Origin of the sequence: Paenibacillus lautus NBRC 15380 (assembly GCF_004000945.1) — a bacterium.
Classification (GTDB): Bacteria; Bacillota; Bacilli; order Paenibacillales; family Paenibacillaceae; genus Paenibacillus_AQ; species Paenibacillus_AQ lautus.
Map to the genome: position 1 here is coordinate 599,548 of NZ_BIMF01000002.1, position 12,203 is coordinate 611,750.

Here is a 12,203-nt window from a genome sequence, read left to right on the forward strand (position 1 = left end):
CCCTTTTTTCCTAATGAATGATCATCTGATAAGACTAGGCTCAAGTTATTCCAACCAGCCCTGCCTCAAATATTAATGCTGAAGCGCTTACATCGTATACCGTACAGTTTCAACATTCATAAACAGGGATTAAGAATTGAGATGATCATTTCTTAAGGTCGATGATAGGGAATGCAGGGTTTCCTTGTATTTTCCCGGGGTAATCCCTTCGTATTTCTTGAATACCCGGATAAAACCGACGTCACTGGTATACCCGACGGAACGGGCAATGTGCGATATTGTATTTTTGGCATCCCGCATCATTTCCTTGGAGCGCTCGATCCGAATCTTGGCCAAGTAATCCGTGAGATTGGTGCCGCTGTTTTTCTTGAAGAAAGCCGACAGATAGGGCGGCGTAATATCGAACTGCTCGGCAATGGAAGACAGACTGATCATGGCATCGTCGTGGTGATCCGCAATGTAGCTCTTGATCTTCTCAAGCAGCAGCGAAGAGGAATCGCCCCTTTGATCTCTTACGTAGAGACAGACCTTGCCGAGCATCCATTTCACTTCCCGGTAGAGCTCCTCTACCGTACTTCCTTCCGTAATTTCCTCAAGCGATTTCCCCGACTCGCCGAATATATCCTCGTACTTCACATTCAATGCATTCAGCAGCTTGAACATGGTGCTGAGCAGGTTAGCGAACATGAGTCTGCCGAGCTCAGGTGAGATGGATTGTCCATTGAAGTTATTGTGGTACAGACACTGGATGATATCCTGCGCCTTACCCGTATCCCCGCTTTTCATGGCGTTAATGAGCTGGATTTCCGTCTCAATGGGAAAATCATAATACACCCCCGTTTTCTGTTTCATTTCTTCGTACAATAAAATCGGTTTATACGCAGTAAAAATGGAATATTCCAAAGCTTTCAAGCTTTCGGTGTAACCGCTCGCCAAACATCCAAGACCTGTACGGATGTCGCTGATCCCGATCGTTATTTCGGATTTAAAGCGCTGTTCAATCACCAGCTTCACTTCCTCTGCCCAATCGTACAGCTGGGCTGCCTTGTCATGCAGCGGTTCTGGCATGTTTAGAATAATGGCAACCACGTTCTTCTCCAGCTCTACGGAATATGCGGTAAAGGGATGAATTTCTTCCGCCACCTTCCCGGTGACAAAACGGATCAGGGCCCATTCGCTTTCCCGCTCATTATGTATGAACCCGCTGGCATCCCTCAGCTCGATCAAGGCAACAACAAAACTCGAATGCGGGAATGAGATCCCCATGAAATCCAGAGCATGATCGGACATATCCGCCGTATCCACGTTCCCCTTCAGTAAACGCTGCAAAAAGTTCGACCGAATCACCGGTGTCTGCCTGGACAATTGCTCTTTCATCTCCGTTTGCTTGCCAAAGGAATCCGCCATCGTCGATTTGATATAATCATATTCGTTACGTACCTTTCCCTCCTTAACCGGATGGGATTGGCGGATGAAGCGGATAATGTCGCGCAAAGGGAAATACGCGCGGTAGGTCATGAACGCACAGGCGGCAATCCCAGCGACAAGACAGATGACCAGAACGCCAACGGCCATTCGTTTGACCATATTGACCTTTTCCATAAACACTTTTTCCGGCACGGCCGATACGTACTCCCACCCACTCCGCGTAGATCTAGTCGATACTGTCATCACACGCGGATTATCCGTGGTTTTACCCATGCGAACCTCGGATTCACCAGCACTCAGAATCACTTGGCCGCTGGCATCCTTGATGTAAATGGTTCCGTGGTTTGTTTTCACAATCTCCTCAAGCAATCCCGCGATCTGCCTCTCCTCAATCAGCATAACAAGCGCGCCTTTGGGATTAGCCTTCTCACCAAATGGAAGCGTTTGCATATATGTGAGCATGCGTTTCTGATTTAACCCCTTGCCAACTTCAGTCACGGGCAAATACCGATTAAAGTGGACACCGTGAAGAACATCTGTTTGATACTGTTGAAAGGTTAATTTTTCATATCCGTAAATATCGGAAAACAAGACACTGGACGTTGTCTTTAAGGATGGGCTGAGAACCGTATCGCTCTCCCGTAGATATACATAAAAATCGGTGATGAAACTGCTGCTGTTACGGTATCGCTGCATTTCCTGCATAAAAGTGTAGTAATGGTAGTTCTCGGTTCCATTTTGAGGGGAACTTGCCTTTAGCAGCGCATCCAGTCGCGGATGCGAAGTGATGTTCCGGGAAATCAGATGCATTTCATCCAGTCGGCTATCCACGACCTGCTTCGCCTGTTCGATCAGTGCCATGTTGGAGTTGTTGGCATTCTCGATCATAATCCGCTCGATTTGCGTATACAGTCCCCAGAACACGATGACCGGGATCAGCAGTATCACAAGATAGGACATGAGCAGTGTAACGAACACGGACACTCGATTGGAACGTTCATTTTTTGCGCTGGTTGTCGTCAATTTCCCCATACCCTCATTCCTTCCCATTCTTTAGATGTGACCTTTTTCGTACTTACATTAATTACATCATACTGTTTTTATTTATCATGAACAGGTTTTCTTCAAAAATGTTAATGCATCACGAATTTGTATCATATACGAGACGATCGACCCCATGACCATCAAGAAGAAGAGCGCCTTCCATGGGAAGACGCTCTTCATATTCAGATGAACTAAGGCTCATATATCATTTTGCGGGTCATGCCGCCATCCACAACCAGATGGGCCCCCGTCACGAAATCATTGTCCGGATCTGTAAGATAGAAGCAGGCTTTGGCGATATCGGCCGGGATCCCTACCCGTCCGGCAGGGTGCTGTTTATGGTCCGCTGAACGAAGCTCGTCATAGTTTCCGGTTTCAATCCAGCCTGGACTTATACAATTCACCCGAATCCCATCGGGTCCCAGGCTAACGGCCATGGCATGGCTCAACGCAACAATGGCTCCCTTGGAAGCTGCATAAGCCTCCGAATTCGGCTCGGACATGATCGAACGCGTGGAGGACATATTGACGACAGCCCCTCCATTCCCAGCCTTTTTCATATGTACCGCCGCTTCACGCGTAGCCAAAAAACAGCTTCGGGCATTCGTGTTGATCACATCGTCCCAGTCTTCAACCGTAAGCTCATATGGTGATTTCCACCGGGAGACCCCGGCATTGTTAATCAAAATATCGATGGTGCCGGCATATTGAACGGCTTGGTTCATCAGACGTTTAATATCTTCTTCCTTCCTTACATCGCAAGGGACGAAAACCGCGTTCAATCCTTGTTCCTTCAAGATGCTTGCCGCCAGGTTGCCCTGTTCTTCATGAACATCGCTTATTATCACTCGAGCTCCGCTTAGAGCATAAGCCTCAGCCAACCCGCGGCCAATCCCATTGGCAGAGCCCGTTATCACGACCGTTTTATCCTGAAATTTCATATGCTGCCCCTCCTTCTCCTTCATTATATACCACAAGAGAAGGCGGATATAAAAATCAAATCCGACACTTATTTAGGTTGGTCATAACCTCGGACCACGCTAAGATGCGCCCTCGGGTGCCTAACAAACCCGTAATACCGGGTTCCCTGAAAACGCAGCAGTCCCTCGTCCCCTTCCGCGCACATGCCGAATTCCTCCCCATTTACTACAAACTCCATGCGGTCTCCGCTCTCTACTTCAAATGTCAGATAATAGGTGGTACGAGTACGGCTCGACATCGTATCATCTGTCTGCTGCGTATGTTTCACTTCCGTTCGCTTGCTCACAATCTTGGAATCGACCGATAGCAAAGGCTGTCGGTTATTCTGACTCCATTGCAAGATTCCCTTACCGGCCGACAGCAAAATGATCCCGATGACGACGATGAAAAACACGGGCATTACGCTGCCGAAAAAATCGAACATCCAAACTGACCCCGATCCCATACGGCTCCCCCCTCCACCTTGTCTTGAAATATGTATATGCTTTATTTCGGACAATTTAACTCATACCTCATGGAAAGTTTGATTGAAATTTTAAAGAACTTGTCCCTTTCTGGGAGCACCAAAAAAGCCGATGTCTGCACTTTGTCAGTCATCAGCTTCTTCGTGGGACTAGAACGTCCTGTTCCATTCCTTCTCTTCATTGTCTTCATTGTCTTCATTTCCATTTAGTCGTAAGCCAATCTCATCCATCTCATCGTTTCTTCTTGTCCTGTCATTTCATGCTCTTGCGGTGTCATTTCCTGCTCATTCCAGCAAGCCAGACACTGCTCCTCGGTGTCGCATAAACATGCATCATCACAATGGTAGCAGAGGCGGAGGAAATTTATCGTCATTTGATCGGTATGCATACGGATCGTCCCCTTCCGAACAATTTGGAGTATCTGATTACACCTTTATCGTAGCATACATGGAGATTAATGTTTGTGATTTATTTCACAATATATATTGAAAAAAAGCTTTACAGAACTGCTGGTCACAGTCGATAAAGCTTTTGATCTTTGTCTTGGCGAATTCAAATCAGGTATTCTTGCCCTACATTATAAACCCTGCCAGGTTTCTCCGCCGTCACTGCTTTTCATCAGACGCGATCGATTCTTGTCCGTTGTTTCAATCAGCATCCACCCCACATCAGAAGATGTAAACTGAAGTTTTACCACGTTCGGATATTTGGCGAGATTATCGTTCAACAGCTTACTCCTCGGAAATGGCTTCCAGGTTTTGCCCATATCGTTCGTATGATAAACAATACCGTTCACCATTCTCCACCCGTCATGAAGGCGGCGGAAAACAGGCTGAATGGAACCCTTGCCGGTATCACCCGGCATGGGGAATGACACCAGATTCCATGATTTCCCCGTGTCGGCAGTAAAGTAACCCAAATAGCTCGCCTGATCATCCTTCACGCAGGTAACCGGTATATAAACCTCGCTTCCGCTACTGCCTCTGCCCAGAAACTTGGGGGTGCCGGCAAAGATCGAACCGCACGAATCCAGCAGCTTGCTCTTGAATATCTGTCCGGAGGACTTCCATTTCTGACCTCCATCACGGGTAATATACAATTTGGAGGATTGCATTTCACGAATGGTTGCAAATCCGACAAGCGAATCCGTGAATGTTAAGCCGATGATGGACCCTGTTCGTGGAATCACGCTGCCGGGAACTCGGGATGTAGGATACTCCGTATTCTGCATGACCTCTTCCCATAATCCGCCATTATTGTCGGTTCGAAATAGCGACTTCTCCTCGGAGCCCCGCGAAAGGTCGCCTTTCGCCATAATCCATCCCTGCTGAGATGAAACGAAGGACATGGCCGTGACGACGCCTGTCTCCGGCAGCGAGGAAAGCTTCCAGGTGTCTCCCCCGTCCGTCGTATTGAGCAGGATCGTTTCGGCTGATCTCTGCTTGTTACGTATAATCCAACCATGTTTCTTATCCGTAAACACGATGTCTTTCCCATACTCCAGCTTATCAACGAATTGAACGTTGGATGAAGGAGAGATATCAACCCACGTTTCGCCATAATCTTGGGTCTGGTAAAGGCGCAGTTCCGTGTTCGTTATTCCCCATGCAATCCCCGTTGACTCATTTAAGAGCTGGAAATCCGTCAACCGTGTATGTATCTGATATTTACTTTTTTCCTCAGGTGCTTTCATCGCCGTATCCGGCGTTACTAGTGTAATGGTCTGACCTTCTTCTTCATCTTCAACCGATTCAGGAGGGCCTTCTACTGTAGAAGTTTGCTGTTGTTTTATCGGTTCTGAGGTACAGGCTGCTAACATCAATGTCATTATCATTAGCATACTGAGCCAGAATATAAAACGACTTGATCTCAAGAATTCTTCCTCCTCTTATTTCGATGTCATGCTGCAAGTCTGCTTTTTCGACATTATAACATATTACGTCCAACAGAAATGTAAAGAACTGACTTGCAAAATTTACAATACTGTAGCTTTTTTGATAGTGTCAGTCTCATATGTATAAGGATGTTTTTATTATGGAAGACTTTTGAGGTGTGTAATTTTAGCAAGGCAGTTAAATTTAAGGAGGTGAACACTCATGGCTAAACCCGATAATCGCGAAGACAATGTAGAACATTTGCAGCAGGCAGTCCAAAACACGATTGAGAACTACCGTGAAGCTGAAGATTATCTCGAGGAGTTTGGGGATGAGATTCCGGCAAGCGAGAAAGAACAGATTCAAGATCGCAATGCTCGTCGTGAAAAGAGTATTTCCGGCTTCCGGGAAGAGATCAAAGACGAAGCTGCCCATCAGCAAGGAGAATAATCCGTAGATCACATAAAAACAGGAGGAAGCATATGATGCTCCTCCTGTTTTGTACATATCGCCTACTAGAGGCTATTCCTTCTCCACGAAATTCTTTTTGACAATGACTCCCTTATAATCCTTTAAATACTCGGGCGCACCCGTAATAAAGTGTCTAATCGCCTTCACCCTGGATTCCAAATCCATGGTATCGTTCGGACCCACCTGTACAACCGATGCAGATGCAACGGCTGTAATTTCGAGGCATCCCACATGAATCTTTTTAAAGTCTTGTATAATGTTTAGTTCTACATCTGACTGCCGCGGCCATCTGGGTATAGATCTGGAAAATATCGAGTAATCCTCATAATCTCCTTCGTCTTCAAAAAACACTGGCACCTGCCGCTGAACCGCCAATGCCCGCGTATTGGCATCAATATGTTCCGATTCACCGCATACACATACTGAACTATTTGAAATATTGATGATATACACGTGATCAACGTGTGAATGACGCTTCATGGTGCGGAACCCGGAGATAATGGAACAAGCGGGGTGATTTGCAGTGATTCGGAAGGCGTATCATACATGGAGAAGCTATTAATCACATGGGTATCTCCAATCAACAATACGGACGAACTTGAGATCGCTGTAATGCGGATCGAACCAACCTGGAGCTCTTTATTGACGACTGTCATTTTCATTTGAATTCCACTTCCCTCGTTGCAAATTAAGAAGGTGCTGCTCAACTGCCGTAACGATCTCACTCTTCACTTGTTTGATGATCGATTGCTCTACGTCTAGCGGGTTCATGCCTTCCCTGTTCGTTTGATATTGCTTCAGATACACCATAATACGGTCTCCGAGTTGTTTACGAATATCTTCTATCATAACCGCAGCATATTCATCACCAGGTACAAAATTGGCTTCGGAAATCACGCGTTCGATCTGCTCGGGTACGATGTCTTCTAGATAACGTGATACATTCTGATATATGTTCGAGTACTGTTCACCGCCGGCATATCCCGACGAGGACTGTGCTAACGGCTGACCATTCAAGGTAATATCGTCCAGGGACTGCCCCTCCTTAGGCATCAGTCCAATATTTAAGGTGCCTTCCAATTTTTCAATTTTCAATAAATCAAAATTATATTCCACCCGATCTATCGTTTTCTCGCTTCCTTGTCTTAATCGATCTATTTCACTGCGCATTTCCTTCAGCATTTGTTCCATTCTACTCAGCTGGTCTGACTGAGTACGAAGAAGATAGAACAATTGCTGTATATAATAGGAATCGTACATGGAACCGCCTCCCTGCTCCTTATACAATCTATGCGCAGGCAATTCACCTCATTCTTGTCTGTACAGTCCTTCAGTCGGCGCAGGCAATGGAACCAAGGGATTGTTATTATTCTGAGGCTCAAACTCAGGCGCAGGGCCTGTAAATCCGCCGGTGTTATATATAATGGATAATGCCCGGATCTCTCCTGCGGTTCCAATCTGCAGCACCGAAGAGTTTGTTACCGCTTCGACCCGAAGCTGCTGTATATTAATACATTGATGTACTGTTAGATTCACAGTGGATCACAACCTTAATTAAGCATTAGGCGAATCAATCAGGTCCGGATCAAATGTATTTGTACTGTTGGCCTGGTTGTTTGTTATATTTGTGCCAATACTGTCACCGGTGGTGAACGAGTTGGCGCCGGAATACGCTTTTGTGGAGCTAGTTAAGTCAATGACGCCTGTATTTCCAACCAAGACCGTAGAACTGGGGCCCACGTTAACAATTTTCATATTGCCGATAATCGAAACCACAATTCCACCTCTTCATTCAAAATCATACGCTTGGGTTTATTCTATGTGGTTGGATGCCTAGATGTCACTATAACATTCCTTCGCCCATATAATGAAATTACAGAACGAAGGAGGGATATCTAGTGAACTCAAGATCCAAACGACCCGACTGGTTAACGAAGGACTCTTTTTTCAACAACAAATCTTTTCCATTCAAAGATCTTAATGACCTCAATGAGGATTTTCAGCTGGATCCAACCGTGATTGAGGATTATGTGAAGGATACGATAAGACAAGCAGCCGCTGGAAATGAAATGCTGCCTAACCCTTCCACACTTCGATACGAAACGTTTGATACGCATAACTTTCTGGTTGTCAAATGTTATGTACCCAAACGTGTCCATCCGGAAAATTTATGGATTAAGCTAAATCGGACACAGATCAAAATCCATGGTCTGCCCAAAGATCAAAGCCAGACCATCATCTTACCGGTCCCCATTCTTCCTGCGCAAAGCATTGCGACCTATAAACAGCCCACACTACAAATTAAGATGCCAAAAATGTCAACTGGCCGATTTCATGATGTCAATATTCGTTTCTTATGATCTGGCCCTTTTCCCACCATTTTCACTTTTGTGCTTGGGTCTATACAGGAGGTTGGGGTGCAATTTGGTAAAAGTAGCTAGATAAATTGAAGTTGTTCTTTTGTTGTGAATTTTTCATATGATGCATTATTCACTTATAAATACGAATTTTCCGCATTAAAATAAGCTGATTTCATGATGAAATCAGCTTATTCAAGGATCTATGTGAAGGTCGATGCCGGGCCTATTAAGCCTCGGATACTACCGTATAACGCTCATTGATATGCTTCGGCTGTTCAAGTTCATCCAATACCGCGATCGCGTAATCCGCGTAGCTGACATAGCTTTGGCCGCTCGAATTGACAATGACATGGTCCTTGCCTTCCTGATAGCTGCCAGTCCGTTGACCTTTCGGATTAAAGAACGCAGCCGGACTAAGATACGTCCATTTCACATCGGAAGCCTGCTCCAGGTCTTTCAAGTTCTCACCGGCATGGAATGCCGTCGGATAATATTCCTTAGGAAAATCAGGAGTTTCCATGAGTCGCAAGGTTTTGGCTTCATCAACAAACAAGCTTCCGGCACCGCCCATCACAAACAGTCTGGTATTCGTGCCTTTCAGAGCTTCTGTCAGTACCCGGCCAACTTCCACATATTGAGTTTCCTGCCCGGGTGCCGCCGCAAAGGCATTCACGACGACATCGAAGCCCTGAAGATCGGCATTCGTCAATTCCAGCACGTTCTTTACCACAATGTTAACACTGGAATCGGAGATCTTGGATGCATCACGTACAATAGCCGTTACTTCATGACCGCGTGCTTGTGCTTCCTTGAGAATCAGACTTCCCGCTTTCCCTGTTGCACCGATAATACCAATCTGCATTGTGAATCTCTCCTTTATCAATTGTATATGCAAATGAGGGGCGAAAAAGAGGCTTTATATTCCCTTTTTCAATATTTCACTGGATTCATGGAGAAGTTTAGTTAATTGTTCACTATGCTCCTTCCCCAAGAGGGATACATATTGTCCATACAGCTGTTCAAAATATTGGTTTAGCTCCTGATACAACAGCTTCCCTTCATCCGTTAAGAAAATATGCGTTTCTTTCCATTCGGATTTGCGCTGTACCAACCTCTTCTCCTCCAGCTTATCAATGAACCGGGTGCTTGTGGATGGAGCAATCGATAACTTATCGCTTAGCTCCTTCTGTGTAATGCCGGGATATTGATGGATTACCACCAGTACATAGGAGTACGTTGGCGATAAGCCGGCTTTGGCAAAAGCATCCTCCGCCATCTTGGTCATCGAACGAGCAAAGCGATTCGAAGTAAAAAACAAGCATGAACTTAGTATGGAATCATCGATGTTCATAACCAGTCACCTCTCATTTGTATATACAAATTAACATGTTGCTAATATTTTGTCAACAACTTTCTTTTGGTTAGTTTGTTGATTCATTTTATCCTTTTCGTCGTAATTAGGTACGGATGCAATCGTATATAGTTTGCTTGTGAGATAGGGAGCGATTTTCTTCATTATTATGAATTTTTCATATAATGAAATACTTACCTTATTTTTAAGATAAAAGACGATTGACCTTGACATTAGTGTCAAGGTCTACACTATATTCGAAGCCAACACCCAAGGAGGAAAAAAAGATGGAACCGTCCAAACAAAATCAAGGCCAAATGATCGAACCTAGAGTTCGTGAAACTCAGCACAACACCAACAAGGAGCATGTGACCGTGCTCGGGCTCGGCCCTATGGGCCAAGCGCTTGCAGGAGCTTTTATCAAGAACGGCTACGCTACAAGTGTGGAACCGGACGGCTGCAAAGGCCGACGCACTTACAACACAAGGTGCAGTGCTTGCTCCGACTGTTACGGATGCCGTACTTGCCAGCCGGCTTATTATCATCTGTGTACTCAATTATGATGCAGTCCGCTCCATTCTCTCTCCTGCGACTAGCGCGTTGAAAGGGAAAACCCTCATTAACCTGACAGCCGACTCCCCTGAACGTGCACGCGACATGGCGGATTGGGCAACCGAGAACGGTATTGACTATATAGATGGAGCGATCATGACGCCGATAACGACCATCGGGCAGCCTTCGGCGGTTGTTCTGTACAGCGGGCATGAAGACGCGTATCGCAGCCATCGAGAAACACTTTCCAGTCTGGGAGGGACCGCTTCGTTCCTAGGGGAGGATTCTGGTCGTGCCGCGGCATATGATGTCGCATTGCTTGATGTGTTCTGGACAGCCATGAGCGGCTATGTGCACGCTCTGGCTATAGCACGCGCTGAGAATATTCCCGCAAAAGACATCGCCCCCTATGCGCACAATATCATTAACATTATGCCGAATATCATGACCTATATCGCACAAGATGTGGATCAAGGCGTATACCCTGGTGAGGGCTCGAGTCTCATCTCCAATATGACAAGTATGGAGCATATCATCCACGTGGCTGAACAACACGGCATCGATAGCAGTGTCTTAAACGCTGCAAAAGCTATTGCCCAAAGAGCGATCCATGCCGGTCATGGAGGAGATGGCTTCGCACGCTTAGTCGAATTCTGCTTAAAATGCGGAACCGACTATTCTGCAGATTAAAAGTCTAGATGAAATATAACAACGAATAGGCAAGTCAAACAGGTGACGAAAGCGTCCCCTCTTGACTTGCCTATTCGTTGAGTTCGCTGTCTCCTTAACCTTTGACAGCTCCTTCGGTCAAACCTTTCTGAATATACTTCGAGATAAACAGGTATACAATCAGCACCGGAATAACGGTCAACGATACAGCCGTAGCCATCAAACCAAAGTCTGTTCCGTATTGGGAGCTGATCTCATTGAGCAATGCAACGATCGGACGGACATTCTCTTTGTTTACAAAGATCAACGCTGAGAACAAGTCATTGTAAGCCCACATAAATACAAATATGCTTGCCGATGCAAATACGGGCTGCGAGATCGGCACGAAGATCTTAACAAACATCTGCCATCGGTTGCATCCATCCATGAAAGCCGCTTCTTCAAGTTCCTTCGGTATGGTGGCCATATAACCGGCAATAACCAAGGTCGCAAACGTCAGATTGCCTGCCGTTTGAGGGAAGATCAAGCCCCAATAGGTATTGACCAGGCTGGTTTTGATCAGAAGCTCGTATACCGGAACGACGGTGGCAAACGCCGGGATCAGCAAAGTCGCATACAGAATGGAATAAATGGTGCGCTTACCTCTGAAGTTGAATCTCGACAACACATAAGCGGCTAATCCCCCAAGCAGTAACACCAAAAATACGGTGCTGAAGGACATCACCAAACTATTGATATAACTTCTTCCGATATTGATGCGGTCAAAAGCGTTCTGATAGTTAACAAACACCGGTTCCCATGCGATACCAAAGGAATTATTCATCACATCGCGCGAAACCTTAAACGAGTTGTTCACGATCCAAAATAATGGATAGATGGTTGTTAAGGACCACGCTGTCAAAATCACGTACATCAACGTGGTGCCTAAACTAAACCGACTTTTCCTAACGCGCTGAGTTTTGTGTTCAACGACGATGGTTGGCTCCATAACAGTACACCCCTATAATGC

The 12,203-nt window shown here is 45.8% G+C and carries 16 protein-coding genes; 3 read left to right on the forward strand and 13 right to left on the reverse strand.

Annotated elements, in window-relative coordinates:
- Nucleotides 1-129 precede the first annotated feature (129 nt).
- From PLA01S_RS06085 to PLA01S_RS06105, 5 genes are all read right to left on the reverse strand, one after another.
- The gene (locus PLA01S_RS06085; protein WP_127590755.1) at nt 130-2,460 is read right to left on the reverse strand and encodes an AraC family transcriptional regulator; all 2,331 of its coding nucleotides are present in this window, start codon (nt 2,458-2,460) and stop codon (nt 130-132) included.
- Nucleotides 2,461-2,663: 203 nt separating this feature from the next.
- Nucleotides 2,664-3,413 (reverse strand): SDR family NAD(P)-dependent oxidoreductase, encoded by a 750-nt coding sequence (locus PLA01S_RS06090; RefSeq protein ID WP_127590757.1) that lies wholly within the window; start codon nt 3,411-3,413, stop codon nt 2,664-2,666.
- A gap of 68 nt (nt 3,414-3,481) precedes the next feature.
- Nucleotides 3,482-3,898 (reverse strand): DUF2500 domain-containing protein, encoded by a 417-nt coding sequence (locus tag PLA01S_RS06095; protein ID WP_100536536.1) that lies wholly within the window; start codon nt 3,896-3,898, stop codon nt 3,482-3,484.
- Between the two features lie 224 nt (nt 3,899-4,122).
- Nucleotides 4,123-4,305: a hypothetical protein gene (locus tag PLA01S_RS06100; RefSeq protein WP_127590759.1), complete on the reverse strand. Its 183-nt coding sequence runs from the start codon at nt 4,303-4,305 to the stop codon at nt 4,123-4,125.
- A 189-nt stretch (nt 4,306-4,494) separates the two neighbouring features.
- Complete coding sequence (locus PLA01S_RS06105) at nt 4,495-5,790, reverse strand: WD40/YVTN/BNR-like repeat-containing protein (RefSeq protein ID WP_127590761.1); 1,296 nt, start codon at nt 5,788-5,790, stop codon at nt 4,495-4,497.
- 223 nt (nt 5,791-6,013) lie between these two features.
- Between PLA01S_RS06105 and tlp the strand changes: the two genes are divergently transcribed.
- Complete coding sequence (gene tlp / locus PLA01S_RS06110) at nt 6,014-6,241, forward strand: small acid-soluble spore protein Tlp (RefSeq protein ID WP_071218157.1); 228 nt, start codon at nt 6,014-6,016, stop codon at nt 6,239-6,241.
- 72 nt (nt 6,242-6,313) lie between these two features.
- Here tlp and PLA01S_RS06115 read toward each other — a convergent pair whose 3' ends face one another.
- From PLA01S_RS06115 to PLA01S_RS06135, 5 genes are read right to left on the reverse strand one after another with little or no spacing between them, the layout of a single operon-like run.
- Nucleotides 6,314-6,742: a spore germination protein GerPE gene (locus PLA01S_RS06115; protein ID WP_127590763.1), complete on the reverse strand. Its 429-nt coding sequence runs from the start codon at nt 6,740-6,742 to the stop codon at nt 6,314-6,316.
- Nucleotides 6,739-6,924, reverse strand: coding sequence for a spore germination protein GerPD (locus tag PLA01S_RS06120; RefSeq protein WP_127590765.1), 186 nt, complete (start codon nt 6,922-6,924; stop codon nt 6,739-6,741). Before PLA01S_RS06120 ends, PLA01S_RS06115 begins: the two co-directional genes overlap by 4 nt.
- Nucleotides 6,902-7,522 (reverse strand): spore germination protein GerPC, encoded by a 621-nt coding sequence (gene gerPC, locus PLA01S_RS06125; RefSeq protein ID WP_127590767.1) that lies wholly within the window; start codon nt 7,520-7,522, stop codon nt 6,902-6,904. The genes PLA01S_RS06120 and gerPC overlap by 23 nt, the downstream gene beginning before the upstream one ends.
- Nucleotides 7,523-7,570: 48 nt before the next feature.
- On the reverse strand, nt 7,571-7,798 hold the full coding sequence (locus tag PLA01S_RS06130) for a spore germination protein GerPB (protein WP_127590769.1): 228 nt from the start codon (nt 7,796-7,798) through the stop codon (nt 7,571-7,573).
- Nucleotides 7,799-7,816: 18 nt separating this feature from the next.
- Nucleotides 7,817-8,038: a spore germination protein gene (locus tag PLA01S_RS06135; protein WP_127590771.1), complete on the reverse strand. Its 222-nt coding sequence runs from the start codon at nt 8,036-8,038 to the stop codon at nt 7,817-7,819.
- A gap of 122 nt (nt 8,039-8,160) precedes the next feature.
- Between PLA01S_RS06135 and PLA01S_RS06140 the strand changes: the two genes are divergently transcribed.
- Nucleotides 8,161-8,622 carry an Hsp20/alpha crystallin family protein gene (locus PLA01S_RS06140; RefSeq protein ID WP_127590773.1) on the forward strand — a complete coding sequence of 154 codons (462 nt, stop codon included), beginning with the start codon at nt 8,161-8,163 and terminating at the stop codon, nt 8,620-8,622.
- Between the two features lie 226 nt (nt 8,623-8,848).
- On the opposite strand, the gene PLA01S_RS06145 is transcribed toward PLA01S_RS06140, so the two are convergent.
- Nucleotides 8,849-9,484: an NAD(P)-dependent oxidoreductase gene (locus PLA01S_RS06145; protein ID WP_127590775.1), complete on the reverse strand. Its 636-nt coding sequence runs from the start codon at nt 9,482-9,484 to the stop codon at nt 8,849-8,851.
- 54 nt (nt 9,485-9,538) lie between these two features.
- The gene (locus tag PLA01S_RS06150) at nt 9,539-9,973 is read right to left on the reverse strand and encodes a MarR family winged helix-turn-helix transcriptional regulator (protein WP_127590777.1); all 435 of its coding nucleotides are present in this window, start codon (nt 9,971-9,973) and stop codon (nt 9,539-9,541) included.
- A gap of 405 nt (nt 9,974-10,378) precedes the next feature.
- Here PLA01S_RS06150 and PLA01S_RS06155 point away from each other — a divergent pair, with 405 nt between their 5' ends.
- The gene (locus PLA01S_RS06155; protein ID WP_307719751.1) at nt 10,379-11,215 is read left to right on the forward strand and encodes an NAD(P)-dependent oxidoreductase; all 837 of its coding nucleotides are present in this window, start codon (nt 10,379-10,381) and stop codon (nt 11,213-11,215) included.
- 94 nt (nt 11,216-11,309) lie between these two features.
- Here PLA01S_RS06155 and PLA01S_RS06160 read toward each other — a convergent pair whose 3' ends face one another.
- Nucleotides 11,310-12,182 (reverse strand): carbohydrate ABC transporter permease, encoded by an 873-nt coding sequence (locus PLA01S_RS06160; RefSeq protein WP_100536527.1) that lies wholly within the window; start codon nt 12,180-12,182, stop codon nt 11,310-11,312.
- Between the last annotated feature and the right edge of the window lie 21 nt (nt 12,183-12,203).